Origin of the sequence: Citrobacter sp. MGH105 (genome assembly GCF_001037485.2) — a bacterium.
GTDB classification, from domain to species: Bacteria; Pseudomonadota; Gammaproteobacteria; order Enterobacterales; family Enterobacteriaceae; genus Citrobacter; species Citrobacter portucalensis.
Map to the genome: position 1 here is coordinate 1,208,245 of NZ_CP073048.1, position 24,932 is coordinate 1,233,176.

Annotated in this window: 18 protein-coding genes and 1 pseudogene; 10 read left to right on the forward strand and 9 right to left on the reverse strand. The window is 47.0% G+C overall.

Annotated features, from left to right (window positions below; genetic code table 11):
• Window positions 1-32: 32 nt before the first annotated feature.
• From galE to melR, 6 genes are all read right to left on the reverse strand, one after another.
• A complete protein-coding gene (gene galE, locus SK35_RS05735; RefSeq protein WP_048215721.1) occupies window positions 33-1,049 on the reverse strand; it encodes a UDP-glucose 4-epimerase GalE in 1,017 nt (338 codons plus the stop codon).
• Window positions 1,050-1,116: 67 nt separating this feature from the next.
• Window positions 1,117-2,055: a glucosamine inositolphosphorylceramide transferase family protein gene (locus tag SK35_RS05740; RefSeq protein ID WP_048215722.1), complete on the reverse strand. Its 939-nt coding sequence runs from the start codon at window positions 2,053-2,055 to the stop codon at window positions 1,117-1,119.
• A 207-nt stretch (window positions 2,056-2,262) separates the two neighbouring features.
• Window positions 2,263-2,898 carry a carbonic anhydrase gene (locus SK35_RS05745; protein ID WP_003826059.1) on the reverse strand — a complete coding sequence of 212 codons (636 nt, stop codon included), beginning with the start codon at window positions 2,896-2,898 and terminating at the stop codon, window positions 2,263-2,265.
• A gap of 154 nt (window positions 2,899-3,052) precedes the next feature.
• Window positions 3,053-4,225, reverse strand: a complete 1,173-nt coding sequence (locus SK35_RS05750; protein ID WP_048215723.1) for a MalY/PatB family protein — start codon at window positions 4,223-4,225, stop codon at window positions 3,053-3,055.
• A 123-nt stretch (window positions 4,226-4,348) separates the two neighbouring features.
• The gene (gene nhaC / locus SK35_RS05755; protein ID WP_048215724.1) at window positions 4,349-5,809 is read right to left on the reverse strand and encodes a Na+/H+ antiporter NhaC; all 1,461 of its coding nucleotides are present in this window, start codon (window positions 5,807-5,809) and stop codon (window positions 4,349-4,351) included.
• A gap of 192 nt (window positions 5,810-6,001) precedes the next feature.
• The gene (melR, locus tag SK35_RS05760) at window positions 6,002-6,940 is read right to left on the reverse strand and encodes a transcriptional regulator MelR (protein ID WP_003826064.1); all 939 of its coding nucleotides are present in this window, start codon (window positions 6,938-6,940) and stop codon (window positions 6,002-6,004) included.
• 309 nt (window positions 6,941-7,249) lie between these two features.
• Between melR and SK35_RS05765 the strand changes: the two genes are divergently transcribed.
• A complete protein-coding gene (locus SK35_RS05765) occupies window positions 7,250-7,750 on the forward strand; it encodes an anti-virulence regulator CigR family protein (protein WP_048215725.1) in 501 nt (166 codons plus the stop codon).
• Between the two features lie 220 nt (window positions 7,751-7,970).
• Entirely contained in the window at window positions 7,971-9,383 is a 1,413-nt protein-coding gene (locus tag SK35_RS05770; protein WP_053071035.1) for a tetratricopeptide repeat protein, read from the forward strand.
• A 55-nt stretch (window positions 9,384-9,438) separates the two neighbouring features.
• Here SK35_RS05770 and SK35_RS05775 read toward each other — a convergent pair whose 3' ends face one another.
• A complete protein-coding gene (locus SK35_RS05775) occupies window positions 9,439-11,187 on the reverse strand; it encodes a sigma-54 interaction domain-containing protein (protein WP_048215726.1) in 1,749 nt (582 codons plus the stop codon).
• Window positions 11,188-11,568: 381 nt separating this feature from the next.
• On the opposite strand from SK35_RS05775, the gene dpaL reads away from it, so the two are divergent.
• The 4 genes from dpaL to SK35_RS05795 all read left to right on the forward strand — a co-directional run bounded on the left by dpaL (window position 11,569) and on the right by SK35_RS05795 (window position 17,025).
• Window positions 11,569-12,783 carry a diaminopropionate ammonia-lyase gene (gene dpaL, locus SK35_RS05780; protein ID WP_020996285.1) on the forward strand — a complete coding sequence of 405 codons (1,215 nt, stop codon included), beginning with the start codon at window positions 11,569-11,571 and terminating at the stop codon, window positions 12,781-12,783.
• 32 nt (window positions 12,784-12,815) lie between these two features.
• Window positions 12,816-14,000 carry a YgeY family selenium metabolism-linked hydrolase gene (locus SK35_RS05785; protein WP_048215727.1) on the forward strand — a complete coding sequence of 395 codons (1,185 nt, stop codon included), beginning with the start codon at window positions 12,816-12,818 and terminating at the stop codon, window positions 13,998-14,000.
• A gap of 67 nt (window positions 14,001-14,067) precedes the next feature.
• Entirely contained in the window at window positions 14,068-15,660 is a 1,593-nt protein-coding gene (locus SK35_RS05790; protein ID WP_048215728.1) for an N-acyl-D-amino-acid deacylase family protein, read from the forward strand.
• Between the two features lie 78 nt (window positions 15,661-15,738).
• Window positions 15,739-17,025 (forward strand): MFS transporter, encoded by a 1,287-nt coding sequence (locus SK35_RS05795; RefSeq protein WP_032944659.1) that lies wholly within the window; start codon window positions 15,739-15,741, stop codon window positions 17,023-17,025.
• An 88-nt stretch (window positions 17,026-17,113) separates the two neighbouring features.
• On the opposite strand, the gene SK35_RS05800 is transcribed toward SK35_RS05795, so the two are convergent.
• A complete protein-coding gene (locus tag SK35_RS05800; protein ID WP_156174789.1) occupies window positions 17,114-18,286 on the reverse strand; it encodes a hypothetical protein in 1,173 nt (390 codons plus the stop codon).
• Window positions 18,287-19,126: 840 nt separating this feature from the next.
• Between SK35_RS05800 and evgA the strand changes: the two are divergent.
• Together evgA and SK35_RS05810 are read left to right on the forward strand one after the other, a co-directional pair.
• Window positions 19,127-19,748, forward strand: a pseudogene (evgA, locus tag SK35_RS05805) (acid-sensing system DNA-binding response regulator EvgA).
• Window positions 19,749-19,752: 4 nt separating this feature from the next.
• Window positions 19,753-22,995 (forward strand): ATP-binding protein, encoded by a 3,243-nt coding sequence (locus tag SK35_RS05810; protein WP_048215730.1) that lies wholly within the window; start codon window positions 19,753-19,755, stop codon window positions 22,993-22,995.
• A gap of 74 nt (window positions 22,996-23,069) precedes the next feature.
• On the opposite strand, the gene SK35_RS05815 is transcribed toward SK35_RS05810, so the two are convergent.
• Window positions 23,070-23,702, reverse strand: a complete 633-nt coding sequence (locus SK35_RS05815) for a YfdX family protein (RefSeq protein WP_003826081.1) — start codon at window positions 23,700-23,702, stop codon at window positions 23,070-23,072.
• Between the two features lie 281 nt (window positions 23,703-23,983).
• Between SK35_RS05815 and SK35_RS05820 the strand changes: the two genes are divergently transcribed.
• Window positions 23,984-24,580: a DUF308 domain-containing protein gene (locus SK35_RS05820; protein WP_003826082.1), complete on the forward strand. Its 597-nt coding sequence runs from the start codon at window positions 23,984-23,986 to the stop codon at window positions 24,578-24,580.
• Window positions 24,580-24,927 (forward strand): HdeA/HdeB family chaperone, encoded by a 348-nt coding sequence (locus SK35_RS05825; RefSeq protein ID WP_020996283.1) that lies wholly within the window; start codon window positions 24,580-24,582, stop codon window positions 24,925-24,927. The genes SK35_RS05820 and SK35_RS05825 overlap by 1 nt, the downstream gene beginning before the upstream one ends.
• The last annotated feature ends 5 nt before the right edge of the window (window positions 24,928-24,932 follow it).

Consider the following 24,932-nt stretch of genomic DNA (forward strand, 5'->3'; position numbering starts at 1 on the left):
GAGCCTAACGGTCAGGCTCGCTGCTGAGAACATTAAATTTGATACCCATTCGGGTTATTTTTTTGCCAGTTCCAGGTGTCACGCATCATTTCATCAAGGTTATAGATGGCCTTCCAACCTAGCTCTTTGTATGCCAGCGATGGGTCAGACCAACATTCGGCAATATCTCCGGGTCTTCTGGCGACAAACTGATAATTAATTTTTGTCTGCGCTGCTTTTTCAAATGCCTCAATGAGGTCAAGTACGGAATACCCGACTCCAGTACCGAGATTAATCACTTTGTAAGCCGCGCCTTTGTTCTGGCAATCCAGTGCGGCTAAATGACCGGTCGCCAGATCCATGACGTGAATATAATCACGCACACCGGTACCATCAGGGGTTGGATAATCATTACCGTACACCGACACGGTTTCCAGCTTACCAATCGCGACCTGAGAGATATACGGAACCAGGTTATTAGGGATACCGTTAGGATCTTCACCAATCCGACCTGATGGATGGGCGCCAACCGGGTTGAAATAGCGCAGGCAGGTAATGCGAAAATCGGGTTGTGCACGTGAGAAATCGGCCAGAATTTGTTCGACCATCAACTTAGACGTACCGTACGGATTGGTGGTGCCGCCCGTAGGTGATTGCTCGCTCAGCGGTACGCTTTCTGGATTACCATATACCGTCGCAGATGAGCTAAAAATGAAACGATTAACGCCAGCGGCCAGCATCTCATCCAGTAAAACCAGCGTACCGGTGACGTTGTTTTCATAGTAGGCGAGGGGCTCTTTTATCGACTCTGAAACCGATTTGAGTCCCGCAAAATGAATGACATCGGTGATGTTATGGTCGGCGAAAATGTTTTTTAATGCCTGCCTGTCGAGAACATCGGCGATATAGACAATGGGCTCTCTTCCGGTGAGTTCCGCGACCCTGTCCAGCGAAATTCTGCTGGCGTTCGCCAGATTATCGATGACTACGACATCATCGCCTCTTTCCAGTAGCGTTAACACAGTATGTGAACCAATATAACCTGCACCACCAGTGACAAGAATTGCCATACAGACTCCAGAAAAATGCTATAAACCCGAGCGATTTTCTACCAATGCCACCCGAGAATCCAGTGAATCAGTTATTTTGCCGGGTAAGGTAAGTGTTTCTGTATTTTATCATACATTTATATGCTATTTTTTTAAAGATTGCCAACAGACTGAACTTATTAACTTTTGTATCATAAACAATATAATTATTTGAGAAGTTCAGCGTGTGGACGCCGTCACTGTGGTTGATCGACGAATTGATTTGTTCGATCAGGCTCTCAGCAAAACTAGCGTCGTTCAGTGTCACTAATTCTTTGATATAGATTGATTTTCCATAAGTTTCCGGCGTGCACTCCTGAGTAAGGAAGTACATTTTATTTTCGACCTGATAGGAGGCTCCTGCGCCTCGATGATGAGGATTGCTCACCTTCAACGCCGGATTAATTCGCTGCCACTGTCCGTAAAGATGATCTGCCGAATGAATAATTATTTCATTATCCATCGTGGTGGACAACAGATAACAGGTTTCATTAACTGAGATAAATATGTTGTCAGTTAATTCGGTATCAGAGATTAAAACTTTAACTTGCTTCCAGCGTGCAGGGAACTCAATTGACTGAAACAGTATTACCTCTTTTCTTTCTGAAGACTCGGGAATCATGAAGAGTTGATCGTTGATATGTATCAGATAAGGGAATGACAAATGACACTTTAAGTCGTCAAAGCCTTCAAGGCTAATATCTTCAAGTTCAACCAGATCACGGTCAAGAACGCGACATCGTAGCGTGCCTTTTGAGTTACGGAAGCTAAAAGCTTCATAGAAAACATACAGTTTATCGTCTTTTTCAATCAGAAAAGGATCGGCCTGAAATGTATATTTCTTTTTTAACTGCTGCGCAGTGGATTTGCTTAATATCTCCAGAGTGTTGTCAGGGAATAAGTGTGTACCATTATCCTTAATAAGCATGATATCCCACGACTCATGATAAAATATCATATTTATTATTTTTTTTATTTTTGCTTGCATTCGTACCGGCTCCTTTTTATCGCCTGCACCATGTATGAACGGCTGTCTGTACTCTGTGCATGAGACCTGTCGCAATATTTTATAAATGTGCGAAATCCGATGTAGGAACACCAGTAGCTATTTTAAAGCTAGTCGCAAGTCTGTGCTTTGTCTATAGCACAAAAGTAGGTAAAAGCTATCCAGAGCATCCTTGCTCCAGTGGGGGAATTACTCGAAATGCACCTGCGGGTTATCTGCAAGGGAAACGTAGGTTTTGCTGTTTTTATCCAAGGTACGGATTTCACCGCTTTCGATGTCATACACCCAACCGTGCAGACGAAGCGCATTATTGCGCAGCCCAACCGCGACACAAGGATGCGTTTTAATGTTGTTAAGCTGTGCGATAACGTTCTCTTCCACCATGGCGTTAACTTTATCGATTGGGTTATCCCAGGTTTTTTTATCGACCACGGCTTTCGCGGCATCGGCATAGTGCAGCCAGTGAGCGACAGCGGGCATCGGATCCAGGGGCTGGCTATCGGCAATGGCTTTCATCGCGCCACAATTAGAGTGACCGCAGATGACGATATCCGTTACGCCAAGTGCGACAACCGCGTATTCGATGGTTGCGGATACACCACCCGGTTCCGGACCAAATGACGGTACGATATTACCGGCGTTGCGGATAACGAAAAGCTGTCCTGGATCTTGCTGAGTAACGAGTTCTGGTACCAGGCGGCTATCGGAACAGGAGATGAAAAGTGCCTTAGGATTCTGGCTGGATGCCAGGCTGCGGAAGAGTTCCTTGCGTTGAGGGAAAATCTCTTTTTGGAAGTTGAGGAAGCCCTCGATGATATGTTGCATAGCAGTGTCTCTTGTCTCTGTTTAAGCAGGTTATGATGAAGATCACACTTTCCAGTTTAACACCAGCCGACAGAAGGGAAAGACTTTATAGCAGTTCAGCAACATCTTTGGATAATTTTGCCCCACCGTGGCAGGGCAAATCGTGTGATGTACGCTATGCGTTCTGCCATTTCTGGTATGCCGCTTTTAGCCTGTTCATCGCGTCTACCAGTACCGGGCGCGGGCAGCCAACGTTGAGTCTCATATGCCCCTCTCCACCGGGACCGTATTGCGCCCCAGGTGACAGGCCAAGCCTGGCGTCATGCACAAAAAAAGCGCTTAGCTGCTCATCGCTGAGATCCATTTTTTCCGCATTCAGAAACAGAAGATACGACGCGCCGCCATACACTATTGAGATCAAAGGACAGTGCTTTTCAATTTCACTTTTCACAAACGCTACATTGTCGGCCAGATAGGCCAATAATTTCTGGTGCCAGTCGGCGCAATGGGTAAAAGCGCTATAAATGGCCGCCTGCTGCAATGAATGCGTCTCGGCAAGGTAGCAGTTATCCAGAAAGTGGTAGAACTGATGGCGTAATTCATCATTCTTAATAATGGCGATTCCGCCCTGGATCGCCGCCGTATTGAAGGTCTTGCTGATGGAAGTAAGCACGATTGACCGACTATCTGGCGCTTCATCAACAGTAAAAAACGGCAAATGGCGCTTTCCTGGCAGGGTTAAATCACTATGCACTTCATCAGACAGAATGATGACGCCAGCCTGCTGGCAATAGTGGCTTATTTTTTCCAACGTTTCCCGCGACCACACCATTCCACCTGGATTATGCGGTGAAGGGAACAAAAACATTTTGCACTGCTTGAGTTTCTCGCTGAAATCATACCAGTCAAATTCATAGTGCCCGTTTTTCTCAATGAGGCGCGTCTGAATCAAATTCCTACCGCTGGTGTTTACCAGATTAGGATAGGGATCATAGATTGGCGTACAGGTTAAAATATTATCGCCTGGACGGGTAAGCGCCATTAAAGAGAGTACGATAGTTTTTATAACACCGGGAATAAAATGTAACCAGTGTGCCTTGATATCGGCATCATACTGTTGTGCATACCAATGAATAACAGATTCTTTCCATTGTGGATAATCCAGGTTATAGCCTTGCACAGGCTGTGACACCACCGAACGCAGCGTGCTCATGATTGGCTCTGGTGTCGCAAAATCCATATCTGCAATCCACAGCGGTAATACATCGGTGGTACCGTACATCTGTTGTAATTGCCCGTATTTGCGACAATTAACATCCCTTGTGACAATATCATCAAACAAAGACATTGTTGACTCCTGGAAAGTCTCTGAAAATAGTGTAAGCAACGCAAAAGCGAAGAATGTTTATGTATATCTAATGGATATATTTAATTTACCCTGGTGATAGCTAATATTTAGCTATTTAGTAGTCTATGATTTTTGCTCAACCATATTCTCAGTGGCTTCATTGGGCTCATATTTAGCAATGCCAATACCGGTTACCGCCCACAGTAGGGCAAAGATGACGCCGCTGTAACAGAGGATTGCCCAGGGCAAGTAATCAAGCGTGGCAACGCCCAGCATAGTGGCGCAATAAACGCCTGAGGCAGACCAGGGGATAATCGGTTCGACAACGGTTCCGGCATCTTCAGTGGTTCGCGAGAGGTTTTTTGCCGCAAGACCTCGTTTTTTGTACTCCTCTTTAAAGGCATCACCGCACAGAAGCAACGGTAAGGTCCCATTTGCCGTGCAGGCACAGATGGTAAATGTCGTCACAATCGTGGTAGCCACCAGGCGGAATGTGGATTTAACGCCTTTTGTCAGCGCGTTTATCACGGTGTGCAGAGAGCCTGTCGCACTCATTGCCCCGGCAAAGCTGAAGGCGCTGAAAACGGTAACGAAGCTGCTAAACATTGAAATAGCGCCGCCTCGCTCCAGTAAGCGGGAAACATCGGAAGACAGTGTCGGCAGATTATCTCCGGTAAGCATTGCGAGCTTAAAGCCACTGACCACGGATTCGCCGACAGAGGATGCCGTGAATTGCTGAAAGACTAACGCCAAAATCATTGAGACTATCGTAGATAAAAAGAGCATCGGAATGGGCGGTCTTTTTGACAGTGAGCCATATAAAACGATGATCGGCGGGAGTAGCAGCAGAATATTAAAGTGATAAATCTGACCAATAGAATTCATTAAGTTGGTGATATTTTCTGGCGCGCTGGACGAGGCATCAATGCCCATGCCCATATAGCTGTAAACGACGCAGCAAATAATAAAACCCGGGCCGGTAGTCCACAGCAGGTGGCCGATATGCGAGTACAGGTTTACCCCGGCAGCCAGTGCAGCCATGTTGGTTGAATCAGAAACCGGTGAGAGCTTATCACCAAACCAGCAGCCTGAAACAATAGCACCAGCGGCAATGGGCAGCGAGACATTCAGACCAATCGCTACGCCAATCATGGCAATACCAACGGTCCCGATAGAACCCCAGGAGGTACCGGTGCATACTGAGATCAGTGCTCCCAGCATAAATGCCGAAATATAGAAATATTGAGGGTTAATCCACTTCAGACCATAATAAATCATCATTGGAATAGTACCTGACACCATCCATGCGCCAATTAAGAAACCGATACTGGCGACGATTAATATGACCGGCAGCGCTTCAGATATTTTATTGCAAATAGATTGTAGAATGTCATCCCACGTGTAGCCGTGAGCGATGGCGATAAACGAGGCGGCTGCCGTTCCCATCAGGATCATGGGTTCAGCACGAATATTGAAGATAAAATATCCGATGCTAATCCCGCCCAGCATGACTACCATGGGTAAAACTGACCAAAAGAAAGACAATGGCTTTCTGTTGTTGGCGGTGCAGTTATTTAATTCCATAATTCCATCCCAATCATTAATGGTTGAACACGTCAAATAAATACCTGCTACAGGTCACTCATGTCTGAGTAACATAGTTGCCAGAGTTCATGGCTGAACCCTATTTATTAACTGTTGCAGATTATCTTTTTTGACCTGCTATTTTGATACTTATATTTTAGTAGTAAGGTAAGAGAAAGTTTGGTGAATAAATTACCCCTCGGCATAAGGTGAATGATGTCGGCGTTGTTGACTCAATTTTCGATACTGCTGTGGCGGCATGCCGACGTATTTATGGAACGAGCTGTAGAATCGACTGCTGGAGCGAAATCCTGCAATTGTAGCGATATCCAGAATTGTTTTATCCGTATCGCTGAGTAAAGCCCGCACATGGTTAATGCGCATCGCGGTAATATACTGTTTCATCGTCAGTTGCATCACCCGGTGAAAAATACCCATCGCATAATTGGGATTGAGTTTTACGTGTTCGGCAATAGCATCGACAGTAAGCTGTTTGTCGCAGTTGGCGGCAATAAACTCCAGCATCTGGCTGACGTAAAACTGTGAATGCCGTGAAATACTGTTTTTCTGGGTGCGCGACGTTTTGTTACCCAGTACCGGCCGCCAGCCAGCGAGGCTAAAGCGCTTGAGCATCAGCGCGATTTCATCAATGGCTAACTGGCGAATTTGTTCGTTATCGCTATTGAGTTCATTCTGCCAACGCTGTACTTCAAACGCGCTCAGCTGCTGTGAAGCCAACGAAGTAATCACCATCCCGTGGGTCACGTGATTAATCAGCTCCCTGTCCAGCGGCCAGGACAAAAACAGATGCATCGGTAAGTTGAAGATGGCCATCTGTTTACAGTGCCCGGCATCCGTGAGTTGATGGGGAGTACAGGCCCAGAACAAGGTGATAAAACCCTGTTTGCTCTTCACCACTTCGTCATTAAAGAGATACTCCACATCACCATCAAATGGCACGTTCACCTCAACCTGGCCATGCCAGTGGCTGTAGGTCATAGCCAGCGGCGCCCGCAGTTCGACATCCATACGCTGATACTCGGAATAGAGCGCCAGCGGACTTCGCGACTTTTTCTCATAGCTGCGACACATATGGGGGTCGAGCGGCAGCTGCGGGGTACTTTTTGCCATTATGGTTGGGTTCCTGGATAGTGATTCCGGCCATGGGGTAACGCCAAAGCATGAACATAGCTTAACCGAAAAAAAACGTCGTTTTCTCTCCATTTTCGCGAAGTTATTCCCAAAAACTCAGATCCTGTGCCTGTCGCTTGCCGATCTGAGATAGCGGGAATGGCGAGCTGTAATCTCAAAAACGCTCAATCTGGGGAGCCCATGGCAAAGCAACATCGTTTATTTGCCCATAAATCGGAGTTGAAGCGATAGCCAGTATTCAGCGAATACCGTACATTTTTATTTGTATCCACAGCTTAAGGAATCATCATGTCCAGGCTTCGAACTTTGGCCGCGGCGGTAGTTGCCGTTGCTGCGATGACGATGTGTGCCACTCCTGTGTTGGCTAACCCCGGTAATGGCAACGGAAATGGTAACAGTGGCAATCATGGTAATAGCGGGAACAAGGGGAATAGTGGTCATAGCCAGAAAGGACACGCTGACCAAAAAAATAACGCACAATCAGAACAGCGTAAAAATTATGGTAAGCCGGACCATGTTGATAGTGACATCAGCTATAACGTGGCCAGGCAGTATGCCGTCAGATACGGTCTAACGGGCTATAAGTCACTGCCTCCAGGTATTGCCAAAAATCTGGCGCGAGGAAAACCGCTTCCTCCGGGGATCGCCAGGAAGAGCGTTCCGCCATCAATGTTGAATCAACTTCCGTATTACCCGGGCTATGAATGGCAGGTTATTGGCGATAATCTGGTGCTGATTGCACTGAGCACGGCGATTGTCACCGCTGTTATTAATGGTGTGTTTGATTAAGTTTCAACGCCATGTCCAGACGAAAGGCCATGTTATTAACATGGCCTTTTTGTTGTGCATTATTCACTAAGGATCACCTGCATAGTCAAAGAATTATATTTTGCAAATTTCCCAGTTAATATCTGATAGTTCCGACACGGATCACAATCGCAGTTAAATAAGTTGGCTTGCCGTTGGAGCATCTCCATTATGTGCCTTTTCTTAACAAGGATTACGTTTTATGAACATTCGGCCTCTCCTCGCCTTCACTTTCATCGGAATATTGTGGGGTGCGGGATCTTCACAGGGACAAGCAAAAGAGTGGAATAAAGAACCTGTGGCTGTTTTACAGCAGGGTGCTGAGGCGGGAGATGAGCAGGCGCAGTTTGTGCTTGCAACCGTGTACTTAAAAGGTAAAGAGGTAGAGCAGAATTTCAGTAAAGGCAGCGAGTGGCTGACCAAATCGGCTGAGCAGGGTAATGCGAGTGCTCAGCATCTGCTTGCACTGATGTACTATGAGGGCAAAGGCGGCCTGAAAGATGACAAGAAAGCGGCCGAATGGTTTAGCAAAGCGGCGGCTCAGGGGAATGTCGATGCCCAATACTATCTCGGTGTGCTGTATTTCGAAGGTAAGGGCGTGCAGCAGAATGACAAGAACGCTGTTGAATGGCTGACCCGTGCGGCTGAGCAGGGCAATCTCGATGCGCGTTATCTGCTCGCCTTAGTCTACTTTGATGGTGAGGGCGCGCGCTGGTATGACGGTAAGGTCATTGAGTGGTTTGACAACGAAGTCGGAAAAGGCAATAAGCAGGCCGTAGAGTGGTTAAGCATTGCTGCCGAGCGCGGAAACTATCATGCCATTGAGTGGCTCCATCGTGCGGTTGAGAAGGGCAATCCTGACGCAAAGCATTTCCTTGAAAGTAAGGCGTCGCTATTAGAGGGCTACAACACCGTTAAGTCATTGAGTAAAGCGGCTGAACGAGGGGATGCCAAAGCGCAGGGATTACTGGGCAGAAAGTACTTTGAAGGTGATGGTGTAGGTCTGGATACCGACAAAGCTTTCGCGCTGTTTAAACAGTCCGCCGGCAAAGGGGACGTGCTGGGCCAGAGCATGCTCGGCGCGATGTATTACCTTGGCGAGGGGGTTGGTGTGGCTCAGGACCACAAAAAAGCGTTTGAGCTGTTTAATCAGGCTGCTCTTCAAGGGGATATGCTGGCCGAGGGCATGCTTGGCATGATGTACGCAAAAGGAGAGGGAACGGCCCAGGACAGTAAAAAAGCGGTGGAGTGGCTGGAGAAAGCCGCGGCCCAGGGAGATGCAGGCTCGCAGAAAGATCTTGGCTTGATGTATTTAGAAGGTAATGGCGTCGCTCAGGATGATAAAAAAGCCGCTGAGTGGTTTGAACAGGCCGCAAGAAAGGGAAATGCGGAAGCTCAGGGGATGCTGGGAACCATGTACCTTGAAGGCAAAGGGGTAACTCAGGATTATGCTCAGGCGTATATCTGGAGTGCGGTGGCCTTCGCTAATGGGAATTCTGATGCGCAAAATGGACTGGATATCGCGCAGAAGAACCTGAATCCGACAGACCTGAAAGAAGCTGACGACAAGGCCAGACGCTATTTCGAGCAGCATCGAAATCAATCGGCCCTGTAACGCATTCGGTTGCACAGTATGGTTTTACGTGAGCCTCTTCGCTAAGAGGGGGGGCTCACAAACCGTACAGTTTTATTTTTCTATAGAGCGTGGCAATGCTGATCCCCAGTTCTGTCGCGGCTTGTTTTTTCCCCTCAACGCTTGAGCCGAACCGCTGGATGACGTTTTCGATAGCTTCTCTTTCCGCCTGTTTTCCTTTGCTGGCAAGCTGACAGGGTTGCGCGGTCATCGTCGTTTTCCTACCGTCAGCGGCGGTGAGCAGGTAAGGGGGAAGATGGCTGGCGTTGATCCCGGCGGCTTCTCCGCGCATCACAAAAATGTATTCGATCACGTTGCGTAATTCACGAATGTTGCCCGGCCAGTGCCAGGCATAAAGGCGGTTAATAACGTCATCAGGAAGTTTTTGCGGTGGTCGCTGGTAACTGACCGAGAACTCATCGGCAAAATACTGTGCGAGGACCGCAATATCAGCCCGGCGTTCACGCAGGGAAGGAAGTACCAGAGGGACCACGTTCAGGCGATAGAAAAGATCTTCGCGAAACTGATTATTCTCCACCATCGCATTAATGTTTTTGTTGGTCGCGGCAATAATGCGCACATCAATATTGATGGTGTTATTAGAGCCAACGCGGGTGATCGCCTTTTCCTGTAATACCCTGAGCAGCTTGGCCTGCAGGTGCAACGGCATATCGCCAATTTCATCCAGAAACAGGCTGCCGCCGTTGGCCAGTTCAAATTTTCCCATTCGTCCTTTGGGATCGGCCCCGCTGAATGCGCCACGAACATAACCAAACAGTTCGCTTTCCAGCAGTTGTTCGGGGATAGCCGCGCAGTTGATTGTCACGAAATGCGCGGCTTTACGTGGACTGCTTTGGTGAATGGAAAAAGCCACGACCTCTTTCCCCGAGCCGCTTTCCCCGGTGATGAGCACGCTGGCGTAACTGTTGGCGATTTTACCGATGGTGCTTCTGAGTTGCTCCATTGAGGGAGAGTGACCAATCAGTCGCACCTGCATGTCGGACTCATAAGGGGATGGAGTAAGGTTACTCAGGTAGTCGTGTGCATCACGAAAGATAACCATGGTTAAGCGATCGTTATCCTGCGAGGAGAGCGAAATTTGTTTGCACAGTACATGATGTTTCTGACCTTCAAGCGTCAGCCACGCTTCTTCATCGCCGTACAGGCTGTCTCCGGTTGTTTCAATGGTCAGTGGTAATCCCTGAACCTCACGGTTGAGGATGCGATCGGCTGAATGATTGGCATGCCAGATAAGACCCTTGCCATCAATTGCCACCACGCCCCGGTCCATAGCATCGATCAGACGCCGAAATGCGCCAAGCGTTTCCTGCGCGCGTAAACGCTCCAGGCATTCAAAGACCTTACTGGAGATCATTACGGCGATTTGCTCAATAAAGGTGACAAATTTATCAATCTGGCTCAGTAACGTGTCACGCTGTGCCTGGGTTGAGCAAATAATCCCGATCACGCCAATCACGCGATTATTGAGAAAAATGGGTGCGTTCAAATCCAGCATTTCAGAACAGTAGTGGTGTTTTTCACATAACTGACACAGCGGATGCTCGCCGGGATTTTTGATCAGTACCGTTTCTCTCACCTGCAATACGTGACGATAGATGTAGCCATTTTTGGCCACGTTCTCATTGAGCATATGCCGGTATTTCCCGGTACCCGCGATGCGCATTAAAGATTCATCAATGATTTCAACGTCCGTGCCCGTTATGCCAGAAATAGCATCGGCATAATTGCATATATCATCCTGAATATTGCTGAGTACTGAAATCATGGTACTTCTCCGGCAGTGTGTCGCATTTCTCAAGGAAAATGATAAATAGGCGAATCAATGCAAAAATGATTTGCGAAAAATCAATCTATCACGCTGTTTTTGGATGTTTTTCTTATTTTATCTTCAGCGATCACACTATTTATCAATAATGAGAATTTATCAAAATGAGGCGATAAACTGACGCAGTGATATTTTTTGGTGTCAATTTTTATTTCTATTTAATTTATTGAAATTAAAGCCTTTATTAAAATATTCATAAGAATTTACTCGGTTAATAAAAAGCTGGTAAGCATTTTGCTCTATTGCCAATACCGATAACGGAAATATCTCTGTATTGCACCGATTACAGGGAATGAAATACCAGGACAATGAGGTTTTATGATGCAGGAAAACTTATCATTTTTTATTAACCAGACACCGTTTACCGAACATCCGAACGCGCCGTTGGCACCGTTTAGCCGCCAGGAACTGGTAAAAGCGTTGAATTTTCATCGGTCTATTCCGGGTTACGCGCCGACGCCGCTGTATACGCTACCGGCGCTTTCACAAAAACTGGGCGTAAAAAATATCTACCTCAAAGATGAATCTCAGCGTTTTGGCCTGAAAGCCTTTAAAGCACTGGGTGGCTCCTATGCGATGGCGTGCCATATCGCTGAATTAGTTGGTAAGGATATCAGCGAACTGCCGTTTGACGTGATGACCAGCGAAGAGGTACGCCACGATCTGCAAACCGTCACGTTTGCCACCACTACTGATGGCAACCACGGTCGCGGCGTAGCATGGATGGCGCGCCAACTGAAGCAAAACGCCGTGGTGTATATGCCGAAGGGCTCTTCGCAGCAACGTCTGACCTCTATTCGTAACGAAGGCGCTACCGCTGAGATCGTCGATATGAACTATGACGATGCGGTTCGTATGACCGCAGAACAGGCCGAAAAGTATGGCTGGATTGTGGTGCAGGATACCGCGTGGGAAGGATACGAAAAGATCCCGCAGTGGATTATGCAGGGCTACGGCACGCTAATGCTGGAGGCGATAGATCAGCTGCATCAGGTTGCGCCGACGCACATTTTTGTGCAGGCAGGCGTCGGCTCGTTTGCCGGAATGGTTCAGGGAATGGTGACGGCAGCCTGGGGGGAGAATCGCCCGAAAGTGATCGTCGCCGAAGCGTTAATTGCCGATTGCCTCTACCGCTCAGCCCGTTCAAAAGAGGGGGATGCCATTGCAGTGGGCGGTGATTTACAAACCGTGATGGCCGGTCTTGCCTGCGGTGAAGCGAACAGTATCGGCTGGAAACTGCTGCGCGATTATGCCAACGCATTTGCCTCCTGTCCTGATGAAGTTGCAGCGTTGGGCATGCGCATGTTGGGCAACCCGCTGGCAGGCGATCCACAGATTATTTCGGGTGAGTCAGGTGCGGTTACTACCGGTCTGCTGGCGCTGCTGATGACCTCGCCTGAACTGGCGCAAACGCGTGAGCAACTGGGGCTGGATGCGCACTCTCGTGTGTTGTTAGTCAGCACCGAAGGGGATACCGACCCGCAACAATATCTGGATATTGTCTGGGGCGGTCAGTACCCGGGCATCAACAAATAATTCCCTGATTGAGAGATATAACGGAGAAACCCATGTTATCTGCAAACCGCATTGAAGAAGTCATTAAAAACTGTCAGGCGCTGATCCAACAAAAAAGTTATTCCGGTCAGGAAGGGGAAGTGGTTAATGCCATAAAAACAATGATGCAGCATTACCAATTCGATGACATCCACGTTGATAAGTACGGCAACATTGTTGGCGGCATTGTCGGCACCCAGCCGGGGAAAACGCTGGTTCTCGATGGACATATCGATACCGTGCCGGTGAACGAAGAGAAGTGGTCCCGCAATCCATACGGCGGCGATATTGAAGATGGCAAAATTTATGGTCGCGGCACAACAGACATGAAAGGCGCCGTGGCGGCGATGATCTCCGCCGTGGGCTTTTTCGGTCAGGACAATCAGCGAAATTTTGCCGGGAAAATCTACGTTGCGTGCATTGTGCACGAAGAGTGTTTTGAAGGTATTGCTGCCCGCCTGGTCAGCGAGCGCTATAAGCCAGACTACGTAATCATCGGTGAAGCTTCCGAGTTAAACCTGAAAATTGGTCAGCGTGGCCGCGCTGAGATTGTGGTCGAAACCTTTGGTAAGCCCGCGCACTCCGCTAACCCACAGGCGGGGATTAACGCGGTGTACAAAATGGCGCAATTGATCGACAAAATTCGTACGATCACGCCGCCAACGCATCCGGTTCTGGGGCCTGGCATTCTGGAACTGACCGACATTAAATCTTCGCCGTACCCGGGAGCCTCGGTGGTACCGGATTACTGTCGCGCAACCTACGATCGCCGTTTGCTGGTGGGTGAAACCAAAGAAAGCGTGATTGCTCCGCTGGAAAATGCGCTTGCCGAACTTATTGCTCAGGATCCGCAGTTTAAGGCCCGAGTGTCCTACGCGGTGGGTCAGGAGTCTTGCTATACCGGCGCCACGATTGAGGGAGAGCGTTTCTTCCCTGGCTGGGTGTACGACGAGTCAGACGAATTCGTGCAGGCAGCGTTGGCGGGCGTTCGCGAGGCTGGCTTTAATCCAACCATTACGCAGTACTCATTTTGTACCAACGGTAGCCACTATGCGGGCGAAGCGGGAATCAAAACCATCGGCTTCGGTCCTTCACGAGAAAACCTGGCACACACCATTGATGAGTATATCGAGATCGATCAGTTAACCGGCTCGGCCAGCGGCTATTACAGCATCATCCAGACACTCTATCGCCAATAAAAATAAAGATAACCACCTCTTACCTTACAGGCGGTGTCGCTCAGCAGCACCGCCATGGAGAATAACGATGAAAACCATTTTCAAAAACGGAAATGTAATCGATGGGACGGGCAGTGAAGGCAGAATTGCCGATGTGATGGTTGATGAAGGACGTATTGTCGAAATCGGTCAAATTGAGGTTGGCATCAATGAACAGGTAATTGATGCAACAGGAAAAATTATTTGCCCTGGCTTTATTGATACCCATACGCACTCTGACCTGTCGGCCATTATTAACCCCGCGCTGTCGGCAAAAATTCGTCAGGGTATCACCACCGAACTGTTGGGCCAGGATGGCGTCGCCTTAGCACCGCTACCTGAAGAATATATTCCAGCCTGGCGTAAAAATATCGCCGGGCTGGACGGTGACACCGACAAAATTGACTGGAAGTATAAAAATACAGACGGTTATCTCAATCTGCTGGCATCACGTCATCCGGCGACAAACCTCGCGTATTTAGTTCCTCATGGCAACGTGCGCATGGAAGCGATGGGTCTGGATGGGCGTCCTTCGACCCGTGAAGATGTGGCGAAGATGTGTGAAGTCCTTGAGCGAGAGCTAAAGGCTGGGGCATTTGGACTTTCCACAGGACTTATCTATATGCCTTGCGCCTTTGGTGATACTGCCGAAATGATTGAACTGTGTAAGGTCACGGCGAAATATGACGGGATCTTTGTGGTGCATCAGCGCAGTGAAGCTGACGATATTATCAACTCAACCCAGGAACTGATTGATATCGCCAAAGCCACTGGCGTCTGGCTACATATTTCGCATATGAAGGTTTGCGGCAAGAAAAACTGGGGGCTGATCGACCAGATGCTGGGCATGCTGGAACAGGCGCAGGAAGAGGGAATTCGTATCTCTTTCGACCAGTATCCGTATGTGGCGGGCAGTACGATGCTTGGCGTGATCCTGCCGCCCTGGGTTCACTCCGGTGGTACGGACAAATTACTTGAGCGTCTCGCCTCGCCCGAACTGCGCGCCAAAATGATTGATGATATTCAGCAGGGTATTCCTGGCTGGGATAACTTTATCGATTTTGCCGGCTTGGACCAGATTTTTGTCACCAGCGTGAAAACGGAAAAAAATCAGGATGCTGTCGGTTTGAACCTCGTCCAGTTGGGCGAGCTGCGCGGAAAAGATCCGTACAACGCCACCTTCGATCTGCTCTTTGAAGAGGAAAACGCCGTGGGGATGGTCGACTTCTATGGTACCGAAGAGCACGTGATTAAGTTTCTCTGTCGACCTGAGCAAAACGTCTGTACAGACGGCTTAATGGGGGCTGGCAAACCGCACCCGCGCGTGTTTGGCGCATTCCCTCGCGTACTCGGTAAATATGTCCGTGAAGAGGGATGTCTGAGCTGGGAAGCGGCAATCCGCAAGATGACGGGGAAACCTGCTGAAGTATTGGGTTTGCAGGATCGCGGACTGCTGAAGGTGGGTTATGCAGCGGATATTGTGATGTTCGATCCGAACACAATTACGGATAAAGGCACTTTTGTGGAACCCAATCAGTACCCGGAAGGGATTGAAATTGTCATGGTTAATGGGCGCATTGCCTTAATCAATGGCACGGAAAGTTATGCCTGTAGCGGTACGGTTATTAGAAAACAATATTAATAAATAACGCTAAACACGCATGGATCTATCGTGACTACTTATGGTCGCGGTAGATCACTACACCCTAAGGACATCACAATGAACCTACAAACGTCTTTACCTTCAGGTAAACCCAAGACCTGGAAAGCAAGATATACCGTCCTGACCCTGATCTGGCTGGCGTGGCTGCTCTCTTTTCTCGACAGAATGGTGATGAGCGTTTCGCTCCCTTATATTGGCAAAGATTTAAATCTTGATACGACTCAACAAGGTTTAATTATTAGCGCCTTTTTTATTGGTTATGCTGCGTTTCAAATTCCCGGTGGATTACTGGCGGATAAATTTGGCTCGCGCAAAATCATGGCCATTGGTATTGCATGGTGGTCTGTGTTCACCAGCTTAACCGGCGCTGTGCTGACGCTGCCGCTGATGTTAGCAGTACGATTCTTCTTTGGTATCGGTGAGGGATGTTTCCCGTCGGCCTCATGGAAGATGATATCAACCTATTTCCCGTCGAAAGAGCGTGGTCGCGCCACGGCGATTCAGTCAACGGTTAACACCTTAGGCCCAGCGCTGGCGGTAGTCGTGGCAGCAAGCATCATCGGGGCATTTGGCTGGCACATGGTTTTTATCGTGCTGGGTATTCCCGGTCTGTTTATCGCGGCAGGTATCTACTTATTTACGCGTGATAACCCGAAAGATCACCCTGCCATTACGCAGCAAGACCTGGCTGAGCTGGCTGCTGACGATCAGGGGAGCCTGCAAAACACCAGCGCTATCGCGTTTAAAGACGTACTCAAAATGCCGGTGCTCTGGCAAATGGCCAGTATCTGGTTTTTGTTTGATATTACCTTCTGGGGTTTTTCAACCTGGCTACCAAGCTACCTGATTACCGTACGAGAGTTTTCTCTGGCAAAGACCGGTGTCATGGCGGCCATTCCCTTCCTGTTCGGGGCAGGCGGAACATTGTTAGGCGGTTATTGCTCAGACAAATTCAAACCCCAGCGTAAAACGCTGTATGTTGTAACCTCTGTTATTGCCGCGGGATTCCTGTATCTGACTTTCAGCGTGAGCAGTGCAGATATGGCGGTGGTTTATCAGTGTGTCTCAGCCCTGTTCATGTTCTTTGCCATGGCGACGTTCTGGGGCATTCTGATGGATACGATCCCGAGCAACATCATGGGGCGGGCATCCGGTATTGTTAACTTTGGCGGCCAGATGGCGGGGGTTGTATCAGCGCCCATCATCGGCTGGCTTATCCAAAGCAGCGGCGGAAGCTATAACAGCGCCTTTATCTTTATGATTGCTGCACTGTTGTGCTCAGCTGTCGTTACACTGACAGTCAAAAGCTCGCAGGCAGTGGGAGCGTTGCCCAGTAAAGCCTGATTAATGTCTCTCTCTTGTGGCTCTGCTGTTCCAGAGCCACATTAAGGATGACGGAAATAAGTGATTTAGAGCCTATCCCATTAGGCTCTTAGTGGAAACTCAGGAATCGGTTGGAAAGAAATGCAGAGGATCTTTTAATCGTTTTCTCTAAGGAAAACAGTATAGGGTTTTGTAAACTACAAAAATGAGATGTTTTGTTATCTCTTTTATCTATAACAGGAAAGGGGTAAAAAACCTTATTTTTAGGGAAGCATTCTGTATAAATGCTCATATGGTTTAATACTTCGCTGTTCAATGGTTTGGCCTTGTTACATATCTCGTTGGCGAATGCGCTGCATTTGCTGCAATTACAACGACATGCAGAATAGTCAGTCGAGATGAGGGAATCATTATTGCCAATGTTAAATCCTAGCTTTCCTCGCCGGATATAAGCATCCATTATTCCACTGGCTTCATATTTTAGCAGTAATCCCTCCCTTTCACTCCGCGTTAAAGATGGCGATAATATATAACTCAGCAACAAGGTGGTTCTTTCATTTATGGATGGATATAGATTTAAATTGTTGATCTGTTTCGTCTTAATGATGAAATAGGACGCGATGACAAAGCCAAGGCATCGAGCGGTACTCATCTGCAGATCCCAGTTGTCTTTTTGTACGGTATATTCGTAAGTTAAAGGCATGAGTGAATGTTCGTACGCTAGAAAGTCGGCAATAAACTCCATGGTCCTGATATACGGAAGTTGGTTGCCATTCATCTTGATGTATTGATGCTGGCAACACATCAAATGAACCAATTCATGAAAGAAAACAAAGTTCATAAAAGAGCGGGCGGTGTTAAGAGATACCTCTACTGAATGTATGTCAACGCGATTGGCTATAATGCATAGCGCTGTATCGGCTAAGGCTGTGTGTTTAAATATGGAGGCAATATCGAGACTGATGTTTAAGTTGTATGTTCCTGCAACAATAATTACCCATGAATAGAATCTGTGATTAATTGCAATATATGCAATATCTTCGTGGATAACTATCTGGATTAATGGTTCATTTTCGTTCACAAAACCCCATACGGTTTTGTTCACCGGGATGAGTGAGTCTTTACCCAGCCAGGCTTCGATCATCAAATCCAGCTCAGTAAATGAATACCATGTAATATCGGTATCAATATTTTCAGGTGAACACCAGGATTGATAAGGCCATGCGTCAGGCATTGTGTCAGGGAATGCAACATTGTTTAATGATTCTCGTATTTGATTCATTTTGCTATACGCCATCAATCAATTGCTTTGCTTACTACCAGAAGAGAAGCGTAACTTACTGTTCTGGTAACCTATTTTTCTCCTTAGAATGTGAAAGTGATGCTTTTAACGTTGGCCGGTTTTTCTTCCCGCCAGGTTGTGCCAGTGTACGATCCCTCTGGATTTACAGTTTCTCCAAAATTCAGGTTAGTAAAATTGTTATCACCCGAAAGTATGAAAAATTCTCTATCTTATTTTTTAGCAGTGCATCGATGTAACCTGGAAATTTGAAAATGCGCTGTTTCTGCTTTATTTAAGCATAAAGACAAGTGTAGGATAATTTCATATAGAAATAAAATTAACAAAAAACGGTCGTAGGCAACGTATTGAAAAATAATATCTGTTTGTAATATAAAGTTGCTGGCATAGAAATGTGCATGGGAATGTTCAACGTAAGCGGCTATTTGATGGCAGCTTTACACCATGCCACCCTAACGGAATGATCGTCAGATGAGGGGTGTTTTTCGTATTTTTACGGTTCTAATGCTTACTACCCTATTGATATTAATAACTTTGTTAAGAATGAACCCTAATAAATGAAAGACCTGTCCTACATGTGTAGGAATTTTCCTTTACGTTGTGTTAATGATTTGATATTTACAAAGGTTCAAAGTTTAATTTTTGTAAATCAAAATGTTGTTTTTATGATTTATTCATTCGAATTATGAAAAAATAATAAAATATACGCGTGGCTATGCTAGAATTTTCATCTTAAAGTCTTGCGTTTATAAAACATAATATTGAAGACTCACCTGCTCTATAGCCATCGCCTCTCTTTATTTATCGGGATTCTTATACGCAATGAACGCGATAATCGTTGACGATCACCCATTGGCACGCATTGCCATCCGCAACTTACTCGATACTAATGGTATCGCAGTGACCACCGAACTCGATAGCGGGGATCAAGTGGTTCAAACCGTTGAAAAAACTAAGCCCGAGCTGTTGATTATCGATGTAGATATTCCCGGTATAAGTGGCATCGAAGTGCTGGAGCAGCTGAGAAAGCGGCACTATGCTGGTGTAATCATTATCATTTCAGCTAAAAATGAATTTTTTTACGGCAAACGTAGCGCCGAATACGGTGCTAACGGATTTGTGAGCAAAAAAGAAGGTATGAATAATATTCTTGCCGCAATCGAAGCAGCAAAAAATGGCTATAGCTATTTTCCCTTTTCCCTTTTCCCTTGAGCATTTTACTGGTTCATCCGTCAGCGAGCAGGATAAGCTTGATACGTTGTCGAACCAGGAAATGAGAGTATTGCGTTATATCCTTAATGGCATGGATTACAGCACAATTGCCAGCAAAATGAATATCAGTAATAAAACGGTAAGTACCTATAAAAGCCGGTTGATGGAAAAATTAGATTGTTCATCATTAATGGAAATTTATGATTATGCGCAGAGAAATAAAATAGGATAGAGTAATGCTGGAACGCTTTTTTATTTTTTTGATGGTCGTCTTTACCATCGGGTTGTCTACGGGTGTAAGCTCAGCTCGGCAAGTTGAGCTAAAAAGTAACTATAATACCTCAGTGCAAAATATCGGCTTGAACAGGGAAGAAACAAACTGGTTAGCGCATAAAAAAACCTTGGTTGTTGGCACCTGGTTACCGGAAGTCTCCCCCATTGTTTATCAAAATAGCGGTGAATATTATCGGGGCGTCAACGCGGATTACCTTGCGTTAATGCAAAAGAACCTCAATCTAAAAATCATTATAAAGCAGTATGATAATGAGCAAGAGGCGCTGGCCGCGCTCGCCAATAACGATGTTGATACGCTGATAACCCAACTGTCCCGACGCCAGGATGTTGGCGGAAATCTGTTGCGCACTTCGGCATTGCTGACCACGTGGCCGACGCTTGTAACATCGCTAAAAAACACTCTGCTGCCGCTGACCTCGAACCATCAGGTTAGCGTCGCGTGTGTACGGGATTGCCCTTTTCTCGATGTTATCCAGGGGGCTTTTCCTGAGGCTAAAGTCTCATTTTATGACGACGAGTATCAGGCTATGGCGTCGGTAGTGAATGGCGATAACCAATATTATATTGGTAACAATATCACCAGCAGTCATTGTATCTCTCGATACTTCTCACAATCACTGGTTATTACGCACTACTTTGATAAGCAAGAACAATATAATTATTTTGTCGTTAACGAAGATCAGCCTGTATTAAGAAATATTCTTGATGGTTTCATTACGTCAATCAGTAATGAAATTCATATGCAAGTCATGCAGAACTGGCTGAACCGAGGCAACCTTGCCTATCTGAATGCGCCTATTCCTTTCACCGATCAGGAAAAAGCGTGGTTGAAGAAAAAGCATGTTATCCGCATTTTAATCAACCCAGATTACTCGCCCTATACGCTGGTCGATCGCAGTGGTGAGTTACGCGGTATTATTGGTGATTTGCTGAATATTATTCATCTGCAAACGGGGCTCGATTTTGAACCCATTTTAGCTAGCTCTAAAAGTGAGCAGACAAAGCAAATAAGCGGCGAACAGTGGGATATGTATCCCACTATCACGCTAACTCATCAAAACCCGCCCAATTCGGCCTTTAGCGATCCGCTGATGAATGTGGCATTTGTGATGATCACTTCCCGTGAGGAAACCGCTGAATCGCTACTGGAGAAGCCGATACGTATTGCTTTGCCTGCCGGGCATGTGCTGGAAAGCGAGCTGAAGCAACGCTATCCGCAGGCCACCTGGGTGAATGCGGATACTGGCAGTGTTGCGATGGCCATGGTCAAGGAGGGCAGCGTTGATGCGGCAATCGCTACCGAATTGTCGGCAAGATTTATGGTCGATCATTACTACCAGAAAAATATGCACTTTTTTAGGCTTCCAGATATGCCTGGTGCGTCGGTAAGTTTTGCAATCTCTCCCCGCGAGCCGGTGTTGAAGTCTGTTATGGATAAAGCGCTTCAGGCCATACCGCCACGTGAAATTTTGCAGATGACGGAGAGGTGGTCGAAAATTTCCAATACGCAGGTCGATTTCTGGAGTCGATATAGCAAACAGTTCTATCAACTGGGGATATTCGCGCTGCTGCTGATAGCAATTAGCCTGATCTGGGGGATCTCACTCTCCCGTGAGGTAAATAAAAGGAAACAATCGCAGCGGCTACTGGAAGAGCAGCTTCATCTCAAAGAAGCATTATCTCAAGAACTGGAAAACGAAAAGAATAAAGCGATTGAAGCAACCAAGGCCAAAAGTCGCTTTCTGGCGAGTATGAGCCATGAGTTACGTACTCCGGTAAGTTCGATTGTTGGCTTTGTGGAATTACTGTCGAGTTCAGAACTCAGCCCGGCACAGCGAAAAGAGGCGATTGCCCTTACCGGGGCGACGGCCCAGTCATTGCTTGGGCTGATCGGTAAGATTCTGGATGTGGATAAGATTGAGTCTGGTAAATACCAGGTAGTTCCTCAATGGACGGATCTCTCGCAACTCATTGAATTGCAGTGCCACTCTTTCGATGCCTTAGCCAGACAGAAAGGCATTACGCTTGCCTGCGTTAGTCAGTTGCCGGCGAACGAGCGGGTATTTGTCGATCAGCAGGCTTTGCGGCAAATTCTCACCAACCTGGTGGGTAATGCGTTGAAGTTTACCGAGCAGGGCAGCATTCATGTGACGGCCCGCTTGACGCCTGAGGGGGAGAATCACGGTACCCTGACCATCGCCATTAGCGACACCGGTTGCGGTATTAGTGAAGAGGAGCAGGCGGGGCTGTTTCAGCGTTACGCTCAGGGACGCTGCGGGCGTCAACAAACCGGTTCTGGACTGGGGTTATTTATCTGCAAAGAACTGGTGACGTTGATGGGTGGGACGCTGGAGTTGATGAGCGTCCCGTTGCAAGGAACCACGTTTACCATAACGCTGCCGGTTGAAACAGCTCGACAGTCGATTGTATCGGATGGCGATGCGCCCGGTACTCTGTTACCGCTTCCGTGTCTGTCTATTTTGATAGCTGACGATAATCCAACCAATCGCCTGCTGCTCAAGCGACAGTTGAATGCCATTGGCTACAGCGTGGATGAAGCGTGTGATGGGGAGGAAGCAGAAGCCAAACTGGCGAAGAAATCGTACGATCTGCTGATAACCGATGTAAATATGCCGAAAAAAGACGGGTTTGATCTCGCGGCTTCGCTACGTCGTCAGCAGCCGAATTTACAAATATGGGGACTGACGGCCAGCGCACTTCCACAGTCACGCGATCGATGCCTGCAAAATGGTATGAACTTGTGCCTGTTCAAGCCTGTGTCGATTCAGACACTGACCCATGAATTGAGTAAAATCGAAACCGGTTATTCGTCTCCTTGTACAATCCGGCATTTGAAATTCAATGTGTTGACGGAAAATACCGGCGGCGATCGCGCACTGATGAACGAGATTCTCGAGACATTTCGCGAGGCAACGCTGAATGATATACAAGCGGCTGAGAAAGCCGTTCTGCAAGATGAACCTCAGCTGTTTTTGCGAGCTCTTCACCGGTTGCATGGCTCGGCGCAAATTCTGGGTATCACTGCGCTACAGAACCTGTGCGAACCTTTCGAATCCAGACGACATGACGATCTTCCTCTGGCAGTACGCGAGGAGGCATTGCAGAAGATTATTGCTGTTATGCGGGAAATTGAGATTGAGATAGACAGTCTGATTAGCCATTAATCCCCCTGATCGGGTAGCTGTAGCTGCCCGATCAGGAGAGAAAGTCCTGGTTCAACACTCCGTAGTGCTGAGTACTACTGGCCTGCGCCGATCATCTCGCTATCGACCACAATGCCATCTTCAGCGCCTTTTAACACAAGGTTTGCTTCATAGTATTTACCGGAAGTCAGCAGTTTTTGCGCGCTGGCAACGGCTTTACGAGTCTGATTCAGAGGCATCAGGTATTGGGTCTGAAGCACGCTGATACCAGCCAGTTGCAGAGTATCCACTGCACCTTTCCAGTCGCCTTTGGCCATTTTGCCATTCGCTGTTTTGATAGCGGATTCTTTGGCCGGAGTCGCAATATAGTCTTCTGACAGCGCGACCGTAGCGTTAATAACCACGTACTGATCGTCAATCATCTTGGCTTTAGGCGCAGCTTTTACAAATTTCGCCCAATCTTTGCTGTCGCCAGCCAGCAGGGAAGCCGCGTCATCGGTTAATTTTTTAGCGCTGTCAGGCTGTCCATGAAACAGGGCCAGACGAGCAAGCTGAATATCACGCATCGCATTTGCGCCTTGCACTGCGACCTGCATAACATCGGCAGCTTCTTTTTGTACATTTGCGGTAGCAGCTTGCGCCGGAGTGGTTGTGGTAGCAGTAGCAGCCATCACTGGTGCTGAACCCATCATGGTTGCAAGCACACCCGCAAGAATAATCTTTTTCATTACTTTCTCCTGAATAAATTTGGTATATGTCACCAAACGCAATAAGCATATTAAATAATGTTAAAGAGAGGAATCAGAGCCAAGATAGAATAATGACCGTTTAATCCTACAAGTGTCAGATGTCTGACATGTGTAGGAATATACGCATAGCGACATTCTCTTGTTCTTATATACGCTTCCTTAGTGGAAGTCTTATCATTCCACTGTAAGTAACATATGTTGAGTGAGTAATAATTATTGTGTCAACAGGTTACATTGCGTTTATATATAACGGAGGATGTATGTTTGTTTTTAATCAGCGTAGCCTGAGAGCGTTTAATGAAAAAACACTCGTTCATTATAAAAAGCACGCGACGATTATGGCGGTGTTGATGTTGATTTGTGGCATCTGCTGCTTGATTTATCCGATTGCTGCAGGTGTTTATTTAAGCTATGCAACCGGTTTTATGTTCCTGGTATGTGGTTTCTATTCTATTTATAGCCTGTTTAGTTCAGGTAAAAAGCAACTGAAAGCCAAATTTACCTATGCCTTTTTTGCTATCGCGTGGTTACTGCTGGGTTACTGTTTCCTCGTGAATCCTGTGATAGGCATGAATTCACTGGCAATGGTATTTTGCTGCCTGTTTATTCTGGGGGGGATTTTTCGTATCGCCTCTGGGGTCAAACTGTTCCGTAGTCCGGGTTATGGATGGAACATTTTTATTGGTATTTTTGACCTGCTTATTGCCGGCGTATGGCTGAATATGGATCCCGACAGATCGTATGTATTTACCTCAATTTTTATTGGTGTCGAGATGATCTTTAGTTCTTTAGCTTTTATCAGTCTGCGTAGAAATGCGACGCTGGTTAAAACTGATAAGCTCGCCGATAAAAATTAATGCTAACTCTGGAGCGCATAGTGAATATTAAAATGATGGTTTCTGCGGCTATTCTTGTGACCTCTGTTATGGCACCAATGACCCGTGCTTTGGCTACTCAGGCAACGGAAGCTGCGCCACAAGATATGACCTGTAAAGAATTTGTTGATATGAGTCAGCAATACAAGACGGCAATTGCCTTTGTGATTGTTAATAAAAATTCTGACTTTAAAGGCGATGATTATGTACCCCTGCATGAGGTGGAAACGGAAGCTGTACCGAAAATGGTTAAAATGTGCCATCAGCATCCAAATACAAAACTGGGTGAACTGGCTGTAAATCTGAAAGGTTCCGGTCTGCACTATTGATTAAC

What these genes read in the sequence shown, in the direction of transcription:
- galE (WP_048215721.1), bottom strand. Translation starts at nt 1,049, where the DNA reads ATGGCAATTCTTGTCACTGGTGGTGCAGGTTATATTGGTTCACATACT.
- SK35_RS05740 (WP_048215722.1), bottom strand. Translation starts at nt 2,055, where the DNA reads ATGCAAGCAAAAATAAAAAAAATAATAAATATGATATTTTATCATGAG.
- SK35_RS05745 (WP_003826059.1), bottom strand. Translation starts at nt 2,898, where the DNA reads ATGCAACATATCATCGAGGGCTTCCTCAACTTCCAAAAAGAGATTTTC.
- SK35_RS05750 (WP_048215723.1), bottom strand. Translation starts at nt 4,225, where the DNA reads ATGTCTTTGTTTGATGATATTGTCACAAGGGATGTTAATTGTCGCAAA.
- nhaC (WP_048215724.1), bottom strand. Translation starts at nt 5,809, where the DNA reads ATGGAATTAAATAACTGCACCGCCAACAACAGAAAGCCATTGTCTTTC.
- melR (WP_003826064.1), bottom strand. Translation starts at nt 6,940, where the DNA reads ATGGCAAAAAGTACCCCGCAGCTGCCGCTCGACCCCCATATGTGTCGC.
- SK35_RS05765 (WP_048215725.1), top strand. Translation starts at nt 7,250, where the DNA reads ATGTCCAGGCTTCGAACTTTGGCCGCGGCGGTAGTTGCCGTTGCTGCG.
- SK35_RS05770 (WP_053071035.1), top strand. Translation starts at nt 7,971, where the DNA reads ATGAACATTCGGCCTCTCCTCGCCTTCACTTTCATCGGAATATTGTGG.
- SK35_RS05775 (WP_048215726.1), bottom strand. Translation starts at nt 11,187, where the DNA reads ATGATTTCAGTACTCAGCAATATTCAGGATGATATATGCAATTATGCC.
- dpaL (WP_020996285.1), top strand. Translation starts at nt 11,569, where the DNA reads ATGCAGGAAAACTTATCATTTTTTATTAACCAGACACCGTTTACCGAA.
- SK35_RS05785 (WP_048215727.1), top strand. Translation starts at nt 12,816, where the DNA reads ATGTTATCTGCAAACCGCATTGAAGAAGTCATTAAAAACTGTCAGGCG.
- SK35_RS05790 (WP_048215728.1), top strand. Translation starts at nt 14,068, where the DNA reads ATGAAAACCATTTTCAAAAACGGAAATGTAATCGATGGGACGGGCAGT.
- SK35_RS05795 (WP_032944659.1), top strand. Translation starts at nt 15,739, where the DNA reads ATGAACCTACAAACGTCTTTACCTTCAGGTAAACCCAAGACCTGGAAA.
- SK35_RS05800 (WP_156174789.1), bottom strand. Translation starts at nt 18,286, where the DNA reads ATGAATCAAATACGAGAATCATTAAACAATGTTGCATTCCCTGACACA.
- SK35_RS05810 (WP_048215730.1), top strand. Translation starts at nt 19,753, where the DNA reads ATGCTGGAACGCTTTTTTATTTTTTTGATGGTCGTCTTTACCATCGGG.
- SK35_RS05815 (WP_003826081.1), bottom strand. Translation starts at nt 23,702, where the DNA reads ATGAAAAAGATTATTCTTGCGGGTGTGCTTGCAACCATGATGGGTTCA.
- SK35_RS05820 (WP_003826082.1), top strand. Translation starts at nt 23,984, where the DNA reads ATGTTTGTTTTTAATCAGCGTAGCCTGAGAGCGTTTAATGAAAAAACA.
- SK35_RS05825 (WP_020996283.1), top strand. Translation starts at nt 24,580, where the DNA reads ATGCTAACTCTGGAGCGCATAGTGAATATTAAAATGATGGTTTCTGCG.